Origin of the sequence: Cobetia sp. UIB-001 (assembly GCF_044789135.1) — a bacterium.
Taxonomy (GTDB): Bacteria; Pseudomonadota; Gammaproteobacteria; order Pseudomonadales; family Halomonadaceae; genus Cobetia; species Cobetia amphilecti.
On record NZ_CP058244.1, the window covers coordinates 3792524 to 3812977 of the forward strand.

Below are 20454 nucleotides of genomic sequence, written 5' to 3' on the forward strand. Positions count from 1 at the left end.
TGCGCTCACTGACGGGTCAGACGCAGGGGCGATCAGAACGCCTTGCGACGGTAGGCGCGGTAACGCGGCTGCCAGAAGTTCTTCTCGATATTGGCCTGAATGATCTCGTCGCTGGAGGTCAGCGCCACGCCATCGGTCTGGGCCTGACGCGCCACGTCGAAGGCGATCTGACGGCTGATGTCCTGGATGTCGCCCAGCGACGGCAGTAGCGCGCCCTCGCCCTTCAGGACGATGGGGGCGTTGTTGGCCAGCGCGTTGGCGGCGGCCATCAGCATGTTGTCGGTGATGCGCGAGGCGTTGGACGCCAGCACACCCAGACCGATGCCCGGGAAGATGTAGGCGTTGTTGCACTGGGCAATCGCGTGGGTGTGGCCGTTGTGCTCGACCGGCGCGAACGGGCTGCCGGTGGCGACCAGTGCCTTGCCGTCGGTCCACTCGATGACTTCCGCCGGCGTCGCTTCGACGCGTGAGGTCGGGTTGGACAGCGGCATCACCAGCGGGCTCTCGCAGCCGGCCTGCACGGCACGGATCACGTCTTCGCTGAACAGGCCACGCTGGCCGGACACACCGATCAGCACGCTCGGCTTGGCGGCCTTGACCACATCCAGCAGGCCGCGGTCACCGAAGTCGGCCACGCTGTCGATATCGTGGGCCAGACGGCTCTGGAAGTCGTAGAGGCCTTCCATGTCGCTGGTCAGCAGACCGAAGCGATCGACCATGAAGACGCGCTTGCGGGCCTCGGCCTCTTCCATGCCTTCCTTGACCATCGCCACCACGATCATCTCGGCAATACCGCAGCCGGCGCTACCGGCACCCAGGAAGGTGACGCGCTGGTCGGAGAGCTTCTCGCCCTTGGCCTTGCAGGCCGCCATCAGGGTCGCGACCACCACGGAGGCGGTGCCCTGGATGTCGTCGTTGAAGCAGCAGACTTCATCGCGATAACGCTCGAGCAGCGGCATGGCATTGGCCTGCGCGAAGTCTTCGAACTGGATCATGGCCTTCGGCCAGCGACGCTTCACGGCAGTGATGAACTCGGCCACGAAGGCGTTGTAGTCATCACCGGTGACGCGCTCGTGACGCCAGCCCATGTAGCGCGGGTCGTCGAGCAGCTTCTGGTTGTTGGTGCCCAGATCCAGCGAGATCGGCAGGGTGTAGGCCGGGCTGATGCCGCCACAGGCGGTGTACAGCGACAGCTTGCCGATGGGGATGCCCATGCCGCCGATGCCCTGATCGCCCAGCCCCAGGATACGCTCGCCATCGGTGACGACGATGACCTTGACGTTGTCCTTGGTCGCGGAGCGCAGGATGTCATCCATGTGCTCGCGGTCCGGGTAGGAGATGAACAGGCCGCGGTGGTTGCGGTAGATGTTGGAGAACTCCTCGCATGCCTGACCGACGGTCGGGGTGTAGATGATCGGCATCATCTCCTCGAGGTGTTCCTCGATCACGCGGAAGAACAGGGTCTCGTTGTCGTCCTGCACCGAGCGCAACAGGATGTGCTTGTCGAGGTCGGTGGCGCACTGCTGATACTGACTGTAGACGCGCGCGACCTGCTCTTCGATGCTCTCGACATTCTGCGGCAGCAAGCCCATCAGATTGAAGCTGACACGCTCCTCGAGGCTGAAGGCGCTGCCCTTGTTGAGCAGCGGCATCTCGAGCAGGCTCGGGCCGGCGTAAGGAACGTACAGGGCGCGCTTGGAAGTATCCGTCATGGCGAGACTCTTGAATCAGTGGGGACGACCTCACGCTCGGCAAGCTTCTCGGCATGCCGGCAGACAAGCGCAGCATGCCCGCTGAAGCACCGCAGAAGACCTGCTGGCAACCGGGCGTCCGAGGGACCTTTCGACGTGCAGTTTCCACGTGCGAACAAGGCATGATGATAGCACGCGCAGTGCTATCTCCGGCAGCCTGTGCAAGGTCGGCGTGCGTTGCGCAGACAAGGGTACTGCATGACGAGAAACGCCCCGCTCATCCCCCTGACGGGGAAGGAGCGAGGCGTTCGCGTTCACGCGCGGGGAATGGCTCAGGCCAGATCGGCACGCGATGCCGGCTTGCGCGGCGCAAGGGCGAAGAAGGGACGCAATTTCACGCCCAGCATGTTGCCGATGAAGGCCATCACCAGCCACAGCCAGCCATGCAGGCTGCCGGAGGAGATACCGCCGAAGTAGGCGCCGATGTTGCAGCCGAAGGCCAGGCGCGCGCCGTAGCCCAGCAGCAGGCCACCCAGCACGGCAGCCACCAGCGAGCGCAGCGGAATGTTCCACTTCGGCGCGAACTTGCCGGCCAGCAGCGCCGCCGCCAACGCCCCCACCACGATGCCGATGTTCATCACCGTGGTGATGTCCGTGTAGAGCGGTGCCGCCAGTGCCTTGGCGTTGCCTGCCGCCTGCCAGTAACCCCAGTCACTGACATCGAAGCCCAGCGTGGTGTAGACCTTGGTGCCCCACAGCGCGAAGGCCGAGGTGATGCCCCACGGACGCCCGGCCAGCGCCAGGGTGGCGAAGTTGAGCAGCGCCAGCGCCACGGCGCCCGCCAGCAGCGGCCAGGGGCCGCGCAGGAAACGCGACAGGCCACGCGGCTGACTGTCGGTCACGGCGGCCTTCTCGAGCTCACCGTGACGACGCTTCTCCAGCGTGCGCGTCACCAGCACGATGATGGCGAACAGCACCAGGCTGACGATGATGCCGCCCAGCGCGCCGAAGCTATCCACCAGCGAGACGGCAGGCAGCGACGGCAGGCTCTGCCACCAGCTGAAGTGCGCGGTGCCGATCACCGAGCCGACGCAGAAGAAGATCAGGGTGATCACCATGCGCGCATTGCCGCCGCCGACGGTGAACAGCGTGCCCGAGGCGCAACCGCCGCCCAGCTGCATGCCGAGGCCGAACAGGAAGGCGCCGACCACCACGGAGGTGCCCAGCGGCGAGACGAAGCCGGAGACGTCTTGCCCCCACAGGCTGCCCGCTGCCAATACCGGGAAGAACAGCACCACGGCAATCGCCAGCATCAGCATCTGCGCGCGCAGGCCACGGCCACGACGCTCGGTGATGAACACTCGCCAGGCGGAGGTGAAGCCGAAGGCCGCGTGATAGAGCACCACGCCCAGCGCGCCGCCGATCAGCAACAGCAGGCCCTGGCGCCAGCCGGCGACCAGGCCCAGCAGCACTGAGGCAATGACCAGCAGCCCACCCGCCCAGACGGCGCGAGGGTTGATGGTGGTAGATGGCTGGGCAGGCTCACTGGCCTTGCCCGGCATCGCGTGTTGACTCATGTCGTACCCCCTTGTGTACTCAGCATGCTTGAAGCTTTTATGCGGCAAGCCTAACGCGTCGCTTTATAGCTGTGAATGAATTTCCAGCACGCTTTTCATTCCCCGCAGATATATGCCTGATATCACGCCCCGGGTGCCATCAACACGACAACCCCGATGACGTCACCCTCTGAAACGACGGCGCCAGTAACAGAAACCCCCGCCATCCGGGAAGATGACGGGGGCCGATCGAGCAGCGTGGACGGGCGACCTAGAGGAAGTTGCCCAGGCCGACGGCGCGACGCAGACGCTCCATCATCGGTGCGGCCTCTTCGCGGGCCCGCTCGGCGCCACGCTTGAGGATCGCCTCGACATGCGCCGGGTTCTCCATCAGCTCGACGTAACGCTCGCGCGGCGCCTTGAGGTGATCATTCAGGTATTCGAACAGCTGGTTCTTGGCGTCGCCCCAGCCGATGCCGGCCGCGTACTGCTCACGCATGGCGGCGACTTCCGCCTCGGTGGCGAAGGCCGAATAGATCTGGAACAGCGAACAGGTATCCGGGTCCTTCGGCTCGCCCGGCTCCAGCGAGTTGGTCTTGATCTTGCGCACGCTCTTGAGCAGCTGCTTCTCGGTGCCGAACAGCGGGATGGTGTTGTTGTAGCTCTTGGACATCTTGCGCCCGTCGAGACCCAGCAGCAGCTGGGATTTCTCGTCGGTCACCGCCTCGGGCATGGTGAAGTAGTTGCCCTTGAAGAGGTGGTTGAAGCGCCCGGCCATGTCGCGCGCCATCTCGATATGCTGGATCTGGTCACGCCCCACCGGCACCTTGTGCGCATTGAACATCAGGATGTCCGCCGCCATCAGCACCGGATAGCTGAACAGACCCATGCTGATGCCGCGATCGAGATCCTCGATGCCACTCTCTTCGTTCTCGGCCACGGCGCCCTTGTAGGCATGCGCGCGGTTCATCAAGCCCTTGGCGCACACGCAGTTGAGCAGCCACATCAGCTCCGGGATTTCCGGTACGTCCGACTGGCGATAGAAGATGGCGTTGTCGGTGTCCAGACCCAGAGCCAGCCAGGTGGCGGCGATCTCACGACGCGACTCCTGCACGCGCTTCGGGTCCTGACACTTGATCAGGGCGTGGAAGTCGGCGAGGAAGTAGAAGGACTGGACCGTCGGGTCCTGACTGGCTTCGATGGCAGGCTTGATGGCGCCGACATAGTTGCCGAGATGAGGGGTGCCGGTGGTCGTGATGCCGGTAAGAACGCGGGTCTTGGTCATGGATGCACTTCTTGGGCGTCTGGGTCGGGAGGTCGTGCCGCGGGGCTGCACTCGCTCACAATGGATCACGACAGGTCGCGGCAGCGCCGCCCGAAATCCTCGAACGCAGCCACCATGACCTGTCGCTATATGTCCCACATCTTACCCTGAGGCGTGCAGCCTTCGTAAGGGCCGGCGCGCCCGGCTCACTCCTTCGCCAGTGCCTCGGCGAGCGCAGTGACCGGCATGTCGAAGGCCTCGCCGACTTCCGGCAGGATCAATTGCCCCGCGTGCACATTGAGGCCCGCGGCAAAGTGGCTGTCCCGGCTCAGCACCTCGCGATAGCCGCCATTGGCGAGGCGCACGATATACGGCAGCGTCGCGCTGGTCAGCGCCTGGGTCGAGGTGCGTGCCACCGCGCCGGGCATGTTGGCCACGCAGTAATGCACGATGCCATCCACCACGTAGGTCGGCTCGGCGTGAGTCGTCGCCTGACTGGTCTCGAAGCAACCGCCCTGATCGATGGCGACATCCACCAGCACGGCGCCCGGCGTCATCTTGCGCAGATGCTCGCGGCGAATCAGCTTGGGAGCCGCCGCGCCGGGCACCAGCACGGCACCGATGATCAATGCCGATTGCCGCACCGCTTCCTCCAGCGCCTCGGAGGTCGAATAGACGGTACGAATCTGGCCCTGATAGCGATGATCCAGGGTCTCGAGGCGCGCCAGTGAGGTATCGAGAATCACCACCTCGGCGCCCAGCCCCAGCGCCATGCGTGCCGCGTTCTCCCCCACTACACCACCACCGATCACCGTGACCCGTGCAGGCGGCACGCCGGGCACGCCGGGCAACAGCACGCCCATGCCGCCCTGCGCCTTCTCCAGTGCGTGCGCGCCGGCCTGAATCGCCATGCGCCCGGCGACGCGACTCATGGGCGCCAGCAGCGGCAGGCCTCCGTCGGCATCCGTGATGGTCTCGTAGGCGATGGCCGTCACGCCGCTCTCCAGCAGGCTCTCGGTCAGCTCACGAGCGGCGGCCAGATGCAGATAGGTGAACAGGGTCTGGCCGCTAGTGAGCCGCGCGACCTCGGCCGGCTGCGGTTCCTTGACCTTGAGAATCAGCTCGGCGTCGCGAAAGACCCGCTCGACGTCCGACTCGAGACGCGCGCCAACGCCCTGATATTCGGCATCGGGGTAACCACTGCCCTCCCCGGCACCAGACTCGACGATCACCTCATGGCCCTGGGCGATCAGCTCGCGCACACCGGCAGGCGTGAGGGCGACGCGATACTCGTGGTTCTTGATTTCCTTCGGCACGGCAATCTGCATGGTGAACTCCTTGCACTGCTGGCGGAATGCACTGACGTCATCACGACGCCTGCTACAAGCACAGCAGACTCGTCAGCGTCTCGCCAATCAGATACCAGCAAGATTCACCAAAACACGCCAATGATGCAGTGGAATGCGAGGAATCATCGCTGACTGGCAGTTTCCTCACTCACCAGCGCCGCCGAATAGCATTCACGATAGGCGCCGGGCATGCGCCGGGCCCGTCCACTCGAGAGCTCGATGCAGACAAAGCGCGTGCGGGCCTCCAGCAGCGTCTGGCCATCCGAGCACCGGCGCAGCTGGAAGCGACGCGTCAGACTCAGGCGTCCATCGCAATCCACCAGCCAGGTCGCCAGCATCAGCGAATCGCCAAGTCGTGCACTGGCCAGATAGTCGATCTCGTGACGGTGCACCGCCATGCCGCGGTCCTGCTCACGGTAGTGTGCCAGGCCAAGCCCCAACGCTTCGGAGTGTGCCCAGCTGATGTCCTCCAGCCAGCGCACATACTCGGCATTGTTGACGTGACCATAACCATCCAGTGCCTTCTTCTTCACGCTGATCGGCAACAGGAACGGGCGTGGCAGTGCCCAGCCGGGGGAATCTTGCGTCAACGGCGGCGCGTCACTCGCCTTCGGGGTGCCTTTGCTCATGCCACGAACTCCGGGTCCTCATCGCGCGGACGCGCCTGTGGTGCGGGCTGCTGCGGCGCACTTGCCCCACACGCCCAGCACTCGCTGAAGCTGCCCTCGAGACGTTCGCCACAGGCACACTGCCAAGCCGGCAGGGCCGGCGCGGCCTCGATGCTCGCCAGCAGGCGGCGGGCACGTGGAAGGTCATGCTCTGCCACCCACAGCTGGGGCTCGCAGTCGAGCACGGGCAACTCGCCCGCGGCCGAGCCGAGCAGGCGATTGCGCAGCTCGCAGGTGATGCCCTCGCTTTCCAGCAGGTTGCGCCAGTGATCGAGCAGCACGAGATTGTGATGAGATGTCAGTCGTCTATACATGCCGTCAGACTATCAGAGTCCATGAGCCATGGACGATTAGCCAAAAGCGGGCCGCAGTCGATAGACAAGCCATAGCCGACACTCAAGCCACAGACGACAGTCCTGATATCCTTCAGGCGTCATCAGTCGCGATAGACGCGCACACCGAGGGCCTTGAGGTAGGACGTCTCGGGGATGGACGGGTGCACCGGGTGGTCACTGGCCTGATGGCCCTGGAAGATGACCTGACCGTGGCGGTCCTGGTGACGCACGGCGCCACGCACCACATCCATCAGGCGCTCCGGCGCCAGATGCATGGAGCAGGAGCCGGACATCAGCAGACCGTCACGACCCAGCAGGCGCATGGCTTCACGGTTGAGGCGTGCATAGGCGCGCTCACCGTTGGTGATGTCCTTGCGCTTGCGGATGAAGGCGGGCGGATCCGCGATGATGACGTCGAACTGCTCGCCTTCTGCACGCAGGGCCGAGAGGGCCTCGAAGACATCCGATTCCGCGATGGAGACGCGGTCCTCGACACCGTTGAGCACGGCATTGCCCGAGACACGCTCGAGTGCCGCGCCGGAAGCATCGACACACAGCACTTCGCTGGCGCCATGCGCCGCCGCCTGCACGCCCCAGCCACCGACGTAGCTGAACAGATCCAGTACGCGCTTGCCTTCGACCTGACGGTTCAACCAGGCACGGTTGGCGCGGTGATCGTAGAACCAGCCGGTCTTCTGGCCATCGAGTACCGGCGCCGTGAACTGGACCCCGTTCTCTTCCAGCAGCACGCTTTCCGGCAGCTCGCCGTAGACGACTTCGACGTTGCGCTCGAGCTGTTCCTGGCGGCGACCGCTGGAATCGTTCTTGAACACGATGGCTGTCGGCTTGACGACCTTGAGCAGCGCATCGACGATCACTTCCGCCAGACGCTCCATGCCGAAGGTGTTGAGCTGACAGACCAGCACGTCGCCGAAGCGATCGACGATCAGGCCCGGCAGCAGGTCGCCTTCGCCGTGGACCAGACGATAGAACGGCTTGTCATAGAGGCTCTCGCGCAGCGACAGCGCCTGGTTGAAGCGGTGCACCAGCAGCGAGCGATCCAGACGCTGTTCCGGGTTGCGCGACACGATGCGCGCGCAGATCAGCGAGTTCGGGTTGACGTAGGCAACACCCATCGCACGACCATTGCTGGCCTCGATGATGGCCTGGGCGCCCGGCTCGAAGTTCTTGAGCGGCGTCGCGACGGTATCGACTTCATTGGAGTACAGCCACAGATGGCCGGCCTTGAGGCGGCGATCAGCATTCTTCTTCAGGCGCAGACGTTCAGTCACGGGAAATATCCAGAAAGCAGAGGAAGGGACAGGACGACGACAGGACGCGCCCGAACGGGCCTATTCTAGTCGTCATGGCGGCCCCGGTCACGGAGCCCCCGGTCAAGCAGTGGTCTGATGCGGCTCGCCGCTAGCGCTGACAATAAGGGCAGAAGCAGCTGGCGCGCTGGCCCAGCACCAGACTCATGATCTCGTGGCCGCATTCGCGGCATGGCTCGCCACCCCGCCCGTAGACGTTGAGGCTTTGCGCGAAGTAGCCCGGCTTACCATCTCCACCGACGAAGTCACGCAGCGTGGTGCCGCCCTGGGCGATCGCCGCGGCCAGCACGCTGCTGGCGGCGTTGGCGAGGCGCTCGTACTCCTCGCGCGTCACTTCACCGGCAGGACGGCGCGGGTCGACACCCGCCATGAACAGCGCCTCGCTGGCGTAGATATTGCCCACGCCCACCACATTGGCGTTGTCCATCAGAAACGGCTTGATCGCCACGCGGCGCTTGCGGGAGCGCGCAAAGAGGTGCTCGCCATTGAAGGCATCGGACAACGGCTCCGGGCCGAGTCGCGCCAAGCGCGTATCGGCATGCGGGTCACCACGCACGAAGTCGACGAAGCCGAAGCGACGTGGATCGTGATAGCGCAGCACATGGCCATTGCCGAGCACGACATCGACATGATCATGCGTGCGTGGCGGCGTGCCGATGGGCACCAGTCTGAGGCTACCGGACATGCCCAGGTGCCAGAGCAGATGGCCATCGGCGATCGGCAACAGCAGGTACTTGGCGCGACGCGCAAGCGTGCCGAAACGCTGACCCACCAGCCATTCGGCGAGCTCGCCGGGCACGGGGGTGCGCAGGCGCGGCTGACGCACGATCACCTCGGTGACCTCCTGGCCCTCGACCAGCGGCGCGATACCGCGACGGGTCGTCTCGACTTCCGGTAATTCGGGCATGTTCTCTCCTCGACTGACCGCCAGACGCACAACAGGGTGACGACAGAAGCCGCCACCCTGTTGCAGGATGCCCAGAACAGCGACATCCAGATACTCGAAAACCCGGTCAGGACCGGGTTTTCGAGGGTTCCGACAGCACGCTGGCGGGAGACAAGATCACTTGATCTTGGCTTCCTTGTACATCACGTGCTTGCGAACGACCGGATCGTACTTCTTGAATTCAAGCTTGTCCGGAGTGTTACGCTTGTTCTTGTCGGTGGTGTAGAAGTGGCCAGTACCGGCACTTGACACCAACTTGATCTTGTCACGCATTTTCAGTTTCCTTCCACAGTCGCATTCACCGAACGATTGAGAGCGCTGCCCTCGGCTCGGTTGCCATTGCTACAGGGGCTGTCTTCTAGTGTTTAGAAGCGCTCGCCACGTGCAGTGAGGTCCTTGAGGACTTCGTCGATACCCTTCTTGTCGATGATGCGCATGCCCTTGGTAGAGACGCGCAGCTTGACGAAGCGCTGCTGGGATTCAACCCAGAAACGGTGGGTGTGCAGGTTCGGCAGGAACCGGCGACGAGTCTTGCGCTGGGAGTGAGAAACATTGTTACCAGTCACCGGGCGCTTGCCGGTAACCTGACATACTTTGGACATTGGAGCCTCCAACCGCTGCGTTGGCTAAGTTGTTCAAAACCTGTCGGGCAAACCGGAAGTGGCAGGCGCCGCCTCATGCCCTGATTTCAAAGTGTTTACGTCCGTTCCGGAAGACAAGCTTTCGGGTGCTGGAACGTGCAGGCGCAGCATTTTACCCGAAGAGGAACGTGAAAGCACGTCCTATACGGATTTTTTTCGCCAGCACGCCCATGCCCGACGTGTCACATCGGTACAGACGCTTCTCAGCCAAACGCTTCACTCAGCCAATGTCGGCCAGAGTGGTCGCGAATTCTGTGGTGGGTGATACGGGAGGCGCAACATTACCACAACCAGTGCCCTGGTTTGCAATCCCTGCGCATTTCTCACGCCAGCGGCGACCGCATCTGGCGGGGGCTGTACCGTCATCGGGCACTCAGCGCCTCAGCCTCCTCGGCACCCCAACTAGAGCCAGCCGCGCTCGGCAAACGAGACCACCTCGCCATCTCCGACCACGAAGTGATCCAGCACGCGAATATCGAAAAGCCCCAGCGCCTCTTCCAGGCGCTGCGTGATGCGCCGGTCAGCTTCACTGGGCTCCGCGACGCCAGAGGGATGGTTGTGGGCCAGAATCAGGGCGCCGGCATTGAGCGCCAGCGCCCGCTTGACCACCTCGCGCGGGTAGACGGCGGCGGCATCCAGCGTGCCGGTGAAGAGTGTCTCGAAGCGGATGACGCGATGCTGGCTGTCGAGAAACAGCGCGGCGAACACCTCATGCGGCAGGTCGCGCAGATGCGAGGACAGATAGCGCCGCACCAGCAGGGGCGACGTCAGGGCGGCCCCGCGCATCAACAGGCTCTCCAGATGGCGACGCGACAGCTCCAGCGAAGCCTGCAGCTGCACGTACTTGGCGTCACCCAGTCCGCGCGCCGCGCAGAAGTCCTGCTGGGTCGCCTCCAGCAATGGCCTGAGACCGCCGAAGGTGTTCAGCAGGTCGCGCGCCAGATCCACCGCCGAGCGTCCTTTTATGCCCACGCGCAGAAAGATGGCCAGCAGCTCGGCATCTGACAAGGCCCCTGCCCCTGACGACAACAGCTTCTCGCGCGGACGCTCCCCGACCGGCCACTCTCGAATCCCCATGCACTCTTCCCCCATCGCCTGTCGCCCCGAATGGCTGACAGTCCAAAGCATGAGAAGCGTGGTCAGATGCCGCCTCTTTCGCCATTGTGAGCATCAACGCTTGCCGCCCCGAGGGCCTGCGTCTGGCTCCTGCATGCCACCTGATGACAGCTCCCGGCCCATGAAGCGAGCGCTCGCAGGGACCATGGCGACACTCGGCGTCGCGGGCCAGCGGCGCTACGCAAGGTTGCATCACGGTGATATGGTAGAGGGCAAACGCGCGAGCGTAGCAATCGACGCATCAGGGACGCAGGACACACCATGCATTCACTCGCCGGACGGCGCATTCTGCTGGGCATCAGTGGCGGCATCGCGGCCTACAAGGCCGCTCTGATCACCCGCCTGTTGAAAAAGGCGGGCTGTGAAGTGCGCATCGCCATGACCGAAGGGGCTCAAGCCTTCATTACACCGCTGACCCTGCAGGCGTTGTCGGGCAATCCAGTGCACACCTCCCTGCTGGACCCCGAGGCCGAGGCCGGCATGGGACATATCGAGCTGGCACGCTGGGCGGAGGCCATCCTGATCGCGCCTGCCACCGCCGATCTGATGGCCCGCCTGGTGCATGGGCATGCCGATGATCTGCTCACTACCCTGTGCCTGGCCAACAGCGCGCGCTGGGTGATGGCCCCGGCGATGAATCAGGCCATGTGGGCGCACCCCGCCACCCAGCGCAATGCCCGCCAGCTCAGTGCCGATGGCTGGACGCTGCTCGGCCCGGCCAGCGGCGAACAGGCCTGTGGCGACGTGGGCGCGGGCCGCATGCTGGAGCCGGAAGAGATCGTCGCGGCGCTGAGCGACCTCATGAGCCAGAGCGACCCCGGCCGCCAGAGCAATGAGATGTCATTGCCGGCCGCAGGCCTGACGGTGACCATCACCGCCGGCCCGACCCGCGAGCCACTGGACCCGGTGCGCTATCTGAGCAATCACAGCTCCGGCAAGATGGGCTATGCGCTGGCCGCCGAGGCCGCGGCACTGGGCGCCAGCGTGCGCCTGATCAGTGGCCCGGTGGCGCTGGCGACCCCGGCTGGCGTCGAGCGCATCGATGTCGAATCCGCGCTGGACATGCAGGCCGCCGCCGAGGCAGCCGCCAGCGAGAGCGACCTCTTCATCGGCTGCGCGGCAGTCGCCGACTTCCGCCCGGCCACGGTCGCCGACCACAAGCTCAAGAAGCAGTCGGGCGAGGAGCAGATGCAGGTCACGCTGATCCGCAACCCGGATATCATCGCCGGCATCGCCGCCCAGACGCAGGCACGCCGCGCCGCCGGTCAGCGGGCGCCACTGGTGATCGGCTTCGCCGCCGAGACCCGCGACGTGCTGCGCTATGCACGCGACAAGCTCGCGCGTAAACAGCTCGACATGATCGTCGCCAATGATGTGAGCACGCCAGGCCTTGGCTTCGGCAGTGACAGCAATGCCGCCACCCTGCTGTGGCAGCCGCTCGATCAGAACACGAACACGCAACACGAACAGGCCATCGCGGCCCGTCCCAAGACGGAACTGGCGCGCGCGATTCTGAAGCGCGCCCTGGCACTCCATCAGCACAGGGTCAGCCTCGACCCTGCCATCCAGACCGTTACACCGACTGTCACCGACGATCAGGAAGCACCTTAGATGACCCGCCCCCGGCTCGAACTCAAGATTCTCGACGAGCGCGTTCGCGATTACCCGCTGCCGCATCACGCCACTCCCGGCAGCGCCGGCATGGACCTGCGCGCACTGCTCGACGCGCCGCTGACATTGGCGCCGGGCGCCTGTGAGCTGGTGCGCACCGGGCTGGCGATCCATATCGCCGACCCCGCACTGGCCGGCATGATCCTGCCGCGCTCCGGTCTGGGGCACAAACACGGCATCGTGCTGGGCAATCTGGTCGGCCTGATCGACTCCGACTACCAGGGCGAACTGATGATCTCGGTCTGGAACCGCGGCAACAGCGAGTTCGTGCTGGAACCCGGCGAGCGTCTGGCACAGTACGTGCTAGTGCCAGTGGTACAGGCGGAGCTGGTGGAAGTCTCTGAATTCGAGGCCAGCCAGCGCGGCGAAGGCGGCTTCGGCCACTCCGGTCGCCACTGATTGACCCGTCATGCCAGAGGGCAGCCGAGCGGCAGGCTCGCGCCGGCTGCCGGGCTTCCGGCTAAAAGGGAGCCATGCAGATTTCCACACTGATCGTCATGCAGCGATAGCGTTCGAGACGCATGACGCCTCAAGCGACTTCACGATTGATTCAACCGACAGGGATGCACCATGAGTCAGGTACCCGCTTCAATTTTCCGCGCCTACGATATCCGTGGCATCGTGGATGAGACCCTCACCGAAGACGGCGTGCGCGCCATCGGCCAATCCATCGGCAGCGAAGCCGCGGCACGCGGTGAATCCACCGTCGTGGTCGCGCGTGACGGCCGTCTCTCCGGCCCGCGCCTGTCCAAGGCGCTGATCGCGGGCCTGCGTGATGCCGGCCGTGATGTCGTCGACATCGGCATGGTGCCGACACCGGTGCTCTACTACGCCACCAATATCCTGGAAGGCACCCGCTCCGGCGTGATGCTGACCGGCAGCCACAACCCGGCCAACTACAACGGCCTGAAGATCGTGCTGGCCGGTGAGACCCTGTCCGGTGACACCATCACCGATCTCTATCGTCGCCTGCAGGAAGGCGATCTGGCGCAAGGTGAAGGCAGCCTGCGTGAAGAGGACGTGCGTGAGCGCTATCTGGAGCAGATCACCGGTGATGTGGTCGTCAAGCGCCCGCTCAAGGCCGTGGTCGATTGCGGCAACGGCGTGGCCGGCGAGCTGGGCCCGGAGCTGATCCGTCGCCTGGGCGTCGACACCGTGCCGCTGTTCGACGAGATCGACGGCAACTTCCCGAACCACCACCCGGACCCGGGCAAGCCGGAAAACCTGCAGGACCTGATCAAGACCATGCAGGAAACCGGCGCGGACATCGGTCTGGCCTTCGATGGTGACGGCGACCGCCTCGGCGTCGTGACGCCCAAGGGCGAGATCCTCTACCCGGACCGCCTGATGATGGCGCTGTCGGAAGACCTGATCGAACGCGTGCCGGGCGCGCGCATCATCTTCGACGTCAAGTGCACCGGCAACCTGGCGACCGTGATCGAGAAAGCCGGCGGCACGCCGGAAATGTGGCGCACCGGCCACTCGCTGATCAAGGCACGCATGAAGGAAACCGGCGCAGCACTGGCCGGCGAGATGAGCGGCCACATCTTCTTCAAGGAGCGCTGGTTCGGCTTCGATGACGGCATCTACGGCGCCGCGCGCCTGCTGGAAATCCTCGCCAAGCAGGATGTCGATGCCGACACCTTCTTCGCCCGCTTCCCGCAGGACCTCGGCACCCCCGAGATCAATGTGGAAGTGACCGACGAGAACAAGTTCGCTATCGTCGAGCGACTGGCCAGTGAAGGCGACTTCGGCAGCGACGGCGTCAAGACCACGCTGGACGGCATTCGTGTCGACTACGCCGATGGCTGGGGTCTTTGCCGCGCGTCCAACACCACGCCGATGCTGGTGCTGCGCTTCGAAGGCAAGTCGGAAGCCGCACTGGAGCGCATCAAGGACAGCTTCCGCGCCGCGCTGAAGCAGGCCGAGCCGAGCATCCAGGCACCGTTCTGATCCCGCACTCGCTCTCCATCGACAGGATGGCATGAGCCGCAACGGGGGCGGCGGTCTGCCGCTTGATCGCCGCCCTCGCCTTGCCAGGCACTGCAGCCGCTCATCCGGGCGCATCAAGTGCCTGAAGCAACCGATTTGCATGACAGCGCGCACCGCGCGCGCTGAAAGACCGTTTTAAGTGACAGTGTCCGGACTCTCTTTCCGGACCATTTTCTGTGGAGTGATACGCTGATGAGCCACGCCAACCGCGACCCGCATCAGGTGGTCGAGGTCCTGTCCGAAGCCCTGCCCTATATCCAGCAGTTCTCGGGCAAGACCGTGGTGGTCAAGTACGGCGGCAACGCCATGACCGAAGAAGCCTTGATCGACTCCTTCGCTCGCGACATGGTGTTGATGAAGGAAGTCGGCATCAATCCGGTGGTCGTGCATGGCGGCGGCCCGCAGATCGGCGCGCTGCTCGAGAAGCTGAACATCGAATCGCGCTTCGTCGATGGCATGCGCGTCACGGATTCCGAGACCATGGACGTGGTCGAGATGGTGCTGGGCGGCCTGGTCAACAAGGGCATCGTCAACCTGATCAACCAGAGTGGCGGCAAGGCCATCGGCCTGACCGGCAAGGACAGCGGCCAGATTCGCGCCCGCCAGCTCAAGGTCAGCGGCCAGACGCCGGGCATGAATGCCTCTGAAATCATCGACATTGGTCATGTCGGTGAAGTCGAGCATGTCTCCACGGACCTGATCGAACTGCTGACACGCAACGATTTCATTCCCGTCATCGCACCCATCGGGGTCGATGCCGAGGGTCGCAGCTACAATATCAATGCCGACCTGGTCGCCGGCAAGGTCGCCGAGGCACTGGGCGCGGAGAAATTGATGCTGCTGACCAACGTGGCTGGCCTGATGAACGCACAAGGCGAAGTCATGACCGGCCTGACCACCGAGGCGGTGGATGGCCTGATCGAGGATGGCACCATCTACGGTGGCATGCTGCCCAAGATCAGCTGTGCACTGGACGCCGTGAAGCAAGGCGTGCGCAGTGCTCACATCATCGATGGCCGCGTGCCACATGCGACCCTGCTGGAAATCTTCACCAATGCCGGGGTCGGCACGTTGATCAGCAACGCGGAAGCGGACACTGACAAGGCGTAAGGTGACAAGCCGGGGCTCGGCCCCGGTGTTTCGCGCGAGGCAAGCGACATGCCTCAGGACACGGACCCGCCCGTAGCACACTGCTGCAGGCCGCGATAAACGACAAGATTCCATGACGCAGGCGAATCCAAAACAATCACGTCGCGAACAGATCCTCCAGGCACTCGCTCTGATGCTGGAAGAGGACAGCGGCAAACGCATCACGACTGCAGCACTGGCACGACAGGTCGGTGTCTCGGAGGCGGCGCTCTATCGTCACTTCCCCAGCAAGGCACGCATGTTCGAAGGACTGATCGAATTCATCGAGAGCACGCTGTTCGAGCGTATCGCGCTGATCATTCAGGACAACGACACTGCGCATGCCAGGGTGCATCACATCCTGAGCCTGCTGCTGGGCTTTGCCGAGAAGAACCCGGGGCTGTGTCGCCTCCTCAATGGTGATGCCCTCACCGGCGAGACGGCACGCCTGCGCACGCGCATGGCGCAGCTGTTCGAGCGTCTCGAGACGCAGATCAAGCAGGTGCTGCGCGAAGCCGAGCCTCGCGAAGGACTGCGACCGGCCATCACCGTCACGGCAGCAGCCAATCTGCTGCTGGCGTGTGCGGAAGGCCGTATCGGCCAGTACGTGCGCAGCGACTATCGCAAGCGCCCGACCGAGCACTGGGAAGACCAGTGGCAGCTGCTGAGCCGCGACCTGCTGCTGAGCAGTCAGGAGCGCATTGCCGTCTGAGGGTCTTGCCTCGCGCGCGTGAGCCGCACCAAAAAGAACGCCCCGCCTGCAGTCATTGCAGGCGGGGCGTTTTTGCTGGGTCATGCCATCTCATATCACCACCGGGTGGGATGGAGTGAGGCCGGACTGCACGGGCGGCGCCTCAGGCGTTGACGCTGAAGCGCTCCAGTATGGCCTCGGCGGACATCGGCCGCGCCAGCAGGTAGCCCTGATAGGTGTCGCAGCCCAGTCGCTTGAGCTCCTCGAACTGTACGTCCGTCTCGACTCCCTCGGCGACGATCTCATGGCCCAGCGAGTGCCCCAGGCTGATCACGGCGCCGACCAGCTGGATGGCCTGCTGATTGGGACAGCGGATACCGCCGTCAGAGCCGGCGACCGCATCCATCTTCATCACGAAGCTGCGGTCGACCTTGAGCACATCCAGCGGCAGGGATGACAGATAGGACAGCGACGAATAGCCCTGCCCGAAGTCATCCAGCGCCACACGCACGCCCAGCTCGCGCAGCGCGCCGAGCACGGCAAGCCCCCCTTCCATGTCCTGGATCAGCAGCGTCTCGGTCACCTCGACTTCCAGCCGCGTCGGCGACAGCTTCTGGCTTTCCAGCACGCCGAAGACTTCGTTCTCGTAGCCCGAGGTCAGCTGGCGCGCCGACAGATTGACCGCCATGCGCGGCATGTGAAGGCCGGCTTCCTGCCAGCGCACCATCTGGGCACAGGCTTCCTCGAGCACGAACCGTCCGAGGCGGAAGATCAGACCGGTCTCTTCGGCCAGCGGAATGAACTGGGCCGGCGAGATCATGCCCAGCTCCGGATGCTGCCAGCGCAGCAGCGCCTCGACACCCTGCAGCTCACCATGACTATCCAGCTGCGGCTGGTAATGCAGATAGAGCTGCTCGCTGCCGATGGCCTGACGCAGGTCCTGCTCCAGCGTCATGCGCGAGGCGACATGCTTGTCCAGCGACGACTCCCAGCGCAGCGCATGATCGCCGCGCGACTTGGCGTGATAGAGCGCCACATCGGCATTCAGCATCAGCGCCTGGGCATCGCCATTGGTCTCGGACAGCACATAGCCTGCCGTCAGACTGATGATCAGCGGGCGACCAAGAATCGTGAAGGGACGCTCGACCTTCTGCTGGATCTCCTCCACTACCTGCGCCGGATCATCGTTGCCATGCGGCAGATAGAGGCCGAACTCATCGGCCCCCAGACGCGCTACCAGACCGCCCGGCGGCAGCAGACGACGCAGACGCTCGCCGACCGCGACCAGCAGCTGGTCACCGGCTTCATGGCCCAGGCCATCGTTGACGGTCGAGAAACGGTCGATATCGGCGTAGATCATCAAGCCACCCGCCGCGACGCGCTCGTCGGCCGCCGCCATGAAGGCCTTGCGGTTATAGAGCCCCGTCAGGGCGTCATGACGCGCCAGGAAATCGAGCTGACGCTCGGATTCCTTGTGCGCACTGATGTCGAGCAGCAGGCCTTCCCAGTAGCGCACGCCATCCTCGCCCTCGATCATCACGCTGCGGTCCAGCACCCAACGCTCATGGTCGGCGATGATGCGGAAGACCTGCTCATGGCGCATCTGCGCGCACATCGCCCAGTGGCGGGCGGCGCTGACGGATTGACGGTCTTCCTGATGGATCAGCTCGGTCAGGGTGATGCCGGCGCCGACCAGTGATTCGGCCGAGCGACCGAACAGCTCGGCCGAGCCGTTGCTGATGAAGGTCAGCACACCGGTGTTGACCTCGATGCGATACACCACGCCCGGCAGGTTATCCATCAGCGTCACCAGGGTACGAGAGCGCGCCGTCATCGACTCGAGTGCGCCCTCCAACTCATCGTGGCGCTCAGCGCGCTTGCGCTCGGCACGCGCCACCACGACCACCAGCACGACCAGGAAGATGCCGCCGAGCAGCATGCCGAACCAGATACGATTCCACCACAGCCACCACAGGCTGGAGAGTGGTTGACTCACGACGCTGAACAGCTTGAGCGGTGCGATATAGCTGCCCGCCGCCATGCGCGGCCGGCCGTCGAAGCCCGGCACATGATAGCGACGCACACCACGCTCGGAGATGTACTTGCCCATGTTGGCCATCGAGGACAGCGGCAGCTTGCCGGTCACGCCCAGCGCATGCTCCTGAGGGCTCGAGAACAGCAGCAGACCGTTGGTGGAGAACAGGCGCAGGCGCTGCCCATCATCGGAATTCGGGTTGGCCAGCAGGCTGCGTGCCTCGGAGAAGTCCAGGCAGCCGATCAGCAGCCAGGACATGCCTTCGATATCCATGTGACGGTAGAACGGCAAGCCCGGCTGACCGGATGCCAGCGGCAGTGCGGAGCCGAACAGCAGGCTGCTGCGCCCGGGCAGCGCCTGGGCTTCCGGCTGGGTCAGCTGCCAGCTGCAACTGCGCCCCACGCCGATCTGACGCAGGCTGCTGCCGCGGTAATCGGCAAACGGCACCACCATCAGCGAGACCAGAGAGGGATGACGGCCCAGCGCGCTATCCAGCGAGCCACGCCACAGCTCCTTGCCTTCGCTGCTCAACACGCGCTCCAGCACCATCATCTCGCGCGAGACATTGGCGATCAGCTGCTCGGTGGAGATATGCAGCTGGGTATCCAGCAGCTCCAGGCGACGCATTTCCTGTTCACGCACATCAAACCATTGGCTGGCCAGAAACAGGCCACCCAATACCACCATCAAGGCTGCATTGAGCCCAAAGATTCGCCACAGCGAATGTGTGCCATTGACGTGCGAGGAGGTCGGGTCCACGGGGTCACCAGTAGAAATGTTTCATGTCTTAGTGTGACAGAATGAAACATTGTGTTGCAGTGTTCAACCAATAACGACGGATTCCTCGGGATCCACTCTCCCTCAACGAAAATGCCCCGCCGGGAAACCCGGCGGGGCATTTTCACGTGACAGCGAGCCTGAAAATCACGGGCTCATGTCATGGGGTCATCAAGCTCAGGCAGCGAAGCCTTCGCTCATGTCACCCATCGATTCACGCAGCTTCTTCATCGCGTTCTTCTCGAGCTGACGGATACGCTCGGCAGAGACGCCATAGATGTCGGCAAGCTCGTGCAGAGTCGACTTGTTGTCACTCAGCCAGCGCTGCTGGAGGATGTCGCGTGAGCGCTCATCCAGTGCCGCCAGCGCCTTGAGCAGACGACCGTGGGAGTCGTCTTCCAGGTCCTGCTGTTCCACCTGGGCAGCCGGATCGAGGCTGTGATCTTCCAGATAGTTGGCCGGCGCCTGATAGGCAGAGCTCTCGTCGTCGCTGGGGCCGGCGTCGAAGCCTGCATCGTGGGCGGAGAGACGGCTTTCCATCTCACGCACCACGGCAGGTTTGACGTCCAGATCGCCCGCGATGGCATCCACTTCATCGTTGTTCAACCAGGCAAGACGCTTCTTGGCGCCACGCAGGTTGAAGAACAGCTTGCGCTGAGCCTTGGTGGTCGCGACCTTCACGATGCGCCAGTTACGCAGCACGAACTCGTGAATCTCGGCCTTGATCCAATGCACGGCAAAGGAGACGAGGCGTACGCCCTGATGCGGGTCGAAACGCTTGACCGCCTTCATCAGGCCGACGTTACCTTCCTGGATCAGGTCCGCCTGCTGCAAGCCATAGCCGCTGTAGCTGCGCGCGATATGCACGACAAAGCGCAGGTGCGACATGACGAGTCGGCGGGCCGACTCCAGATGATTCTCTTCATGCAACCGCAGGGCCAGCTCATGCTCTTCTTCGGCAGTAAGCACAGCGATACGGTTCACCGACTGAATATAGCCGTTTAGATCTTGACCCGGTGACAGGTGGCCAAGTGGCTGAAGACTGGTGCTCATAGTGCAGATGTCTCCATGGTTGCCTAACACGCATGCAAGTAGTGAGACTGTGAAGGGTGGGACAGGTTCCCGTCAATAGCTGTACATGGCGTGTACAATTGTCATGACGAGTAGCACTTCGTAACGCTGTCGGGTGTGTGGTGCGTTTAACCACCCACCAGCCCCCTTCACTGACGCCCGACAGGAATGTTGTCGGAACGTAACTGTTGA

General features: G+C 63.9%; 18 protein-coding genes. 5 read left to right on the forward strand and 13 right to left on the reverse strand.

Translation table 11 applies throughout. The features are described from left to right. Positions 1 to 32: 32 nt before the first annotated feature. The 11 genes from HA399_RS15645 to radC form a co-directional block, all read right to left on the reverse strand. On the reverse strand, positions 33 to 1712 hold the full coding sequence (locus HA399_RS15645) for an NAD-dependent malic enzyme (RefSeq protein WP_043333048.1): 1680 nt from the start codon (positions 1710 to 1712) through the stop codon (positions 33 to 35). Positions 1713 to 2023: 311 nt separating this feature from the next. Then, the gene (locus HA399_RS15650; protein ID WP_404325456.1) at positions 2024 to 3268 is read right to left on the reverse strand and encodes a YeeE/YedE family protein; all 1245 of its coding nucleotides are present in this window, start codon (positions 3266 to 3268) and stop codon (positions 2024 to 2026) included. 250 nt (positions 3269 to 3518) lie between these two features. Continuing rightward, the gene (locus HA399_RS15655; RefSeq protein WP_404325457.1) at positions 3519 to 4532 is read right to left on the reverse strand and encodes a tryptophan--tRNA ligase; all 1014 of its coding nucleotides are present in this window, start codon (positions 4530 to 4532) and stop codon (positions 3519 to 3521) included. A 185-nt stretch (positions 4533 to 4717) separates the two neighbouring features. Then, positions 4718 to 5839 (reverse strand): alanine dehydrogenase, encoded by a 1122-nt coding sequence (gene ald / locus HA399_RS15660; protein WP_216060562.1) that lies wholly within the window; start codon positions 5837 to 5839, stop codon positions 4718 to 4720. Positions 5840 to 5982: 143 nt separating this feature from the next. Continuing rightward, on the reverse strand, positions 5983 to 6489 hold the full coding sequence (locus HA399_RS15665) for a thioesterase family protein (RefSeq protein ID WP_216060563.1): 507 nt from the start codon (positions 6487 to 6489) through the stop codon (positions 5983 to 5985). After that, the gene (locus tag HA399_RS15670; protein WP_404325458.1) at positions 6486 to 6842 is read right to left on the reverse strand and encodes a DUF2007 domain-containing protein; all 357 of its coding nucleotides are present in this window, start codon (positions 6840 to 6842) and stop codon (positions 6486 to 6488) included. Before HA399_RS15670 ends, HA399_RS15665 begins: the two co-directional genes overlap by 4 nt. Positions 6843 to 6964: 122 nt before the next feature. Next, entirely contained in the window at positions 6965 to 8155 is a 1191-nt protein-coding gene (locus tag HA399_RS15675) for a class I SAM-dependent rRNA methyltransferase (protein ID WP_043336266.1), read from the reverse strand. Positions 8156 to 8285: 130 nt separating this feature from the next. Further along, positions 8286 to 9101: a bifunctional DNA-formamidopyrimidine glycosylase/DNA-(apurinic or apyrimidinic site) lyase gene (gene mutM, locus HA399_RS15680; protein ID WP_404325459.1), complete on the reverse strand. Its 816-nt coding sequence runs from the start codon at positions 9099 to 9101 to the stop codon at positions 8286 to 8288. 156 nt (positions 9102 to 9257) lie between these two features. Beyond that, entirely contained in the window at positions 9258 to 9413 is a 156-nt protein-coding gene (gene rpmG / locus HA399_RS15685) for a 50S ribosomal protein L33 (protein WP_016417370.1), read from the reverse strand. A 92-nt stretch (positions 9414 to 9505) separates the two neighbouring features. Beyond that, on the reverse strand, positions 9506 to 9742 hold the full coding sequence (gene rpmB, locus HA399_RS15690; protein WP_043336270.1) for a 50S ribosomal protein L28: 237 nt from the start codon (positions 9740 to 9742) through the stop codon (positions 9506 to 9508). A 441-nt stretch (positions 9743 to 10183) separates the two neighbouring features. Next, the gene (gene radC / locus HA399_RS15695; RefSeq protein WP_043336272.1) at positions 10184 to 10858 is read right to left on the reverse strand and encodes a DNA repair protein RadC; all 675 of its coding nucleotides are present in this window, start codon (positions 10856 to 10858) and stop codon (positions 10184 to 10186) included. 300 nt (positions 10859 to 11158) lie between these two features. Between radC and coaBC the strand changes: the two genes are divergently transcribed. From coaBC to slmA, 5 genes are all read left to right on the forward strand, one after another. Further along, on the forward strand, positions 11159 to 12508 hold the full coding sequence (gene coaBC / locus HA399_RS15700) for a bifunctional phosphopantothenoylcysteine decarboxylase/phosphopantothenate--cysteine ligase CoaBC (protein ID WP_404325461.1): 1350 nt from the start codon (positions 11159 to 11161) through the stop codon (positions 12506 to 12508). After that, positions 12509 to 12967: a dUTP diphosphatase gene (gene dut / locus HA399_RS15705; protein ID WP_107335897.1), complete on the forward strand. Its 459-nt coding sequence runs from the start codon at positions 12509 to 12511 to the stop codon at positions 12965 to 12967. It abuts the gene before it with no gap. Positions 12968 to 13138: 171 nt separating this feature from the next. Continuing rightward, entirely contained in the window at positions 13139 to 14521 is a 1383-nt protein-coding gene (locus HA399_RS15710; protein WP_054556539.1) for a phosphomannomutase/phosphoglucomutase, read from the forward strand. A 231-nt stretch (positions 14522 to 14752) separates the two neighbouring features. Further along, positions 14753 to 15670 (forward strand): acetylglutamate kinase, encoded by a 918-nt coding sequence (gene argB / locus HA399_RS15715; protein WP_043336279.1) that lies wholly within the window; start codon positions 14753 to 14755, stop codon positions 15668 to 15670. A 112-nt stretch (positions 15671 to 15782) separates the two neighbouring features. Beyond that, positions 15783 to 16400: a nucleoid occlusion factor SlmA gene (gene slmA / locus HA399_RS15720; RefSeq protein ID WP_043336281.1), complete on the forward strand. Its 618-nt coding sequence runs from the start codon at positions 15783 to 15785 to the stop codon at positions 16398 to 16400. 142 nt (positions 16401 to 16542) lie between these two features. Here slmA and HA399_RS15725 read toward each other — a convergent pair whose 3' ends face one another. Next, complete coding sequence (locus tag HA399_RS15725; protein WP_404325462.1) at positions 16543 to 19173, reverse strand: putative bifunctional diguanylate cyclase/phosphodiesterase; 2631 nt, start codon at positions 19171 to 19173, stop codon at positions 16543 to 16545. 195 nt (positions 19174 to 19368) lie between these two features. Continuing rightward, a complete protein-coding gene (gene rpoH / locus HA399_RS15730; RefSeq protein ID WP_043336284.1) occupies positions 19369 to 20244 on the reverse strand; it encodes an RNA polymerase sigma factor RpoH in 876 nt (291 codons plus the stop codon). Positions 20245 to 20454 lie beyond the last annotated feature (210 nt).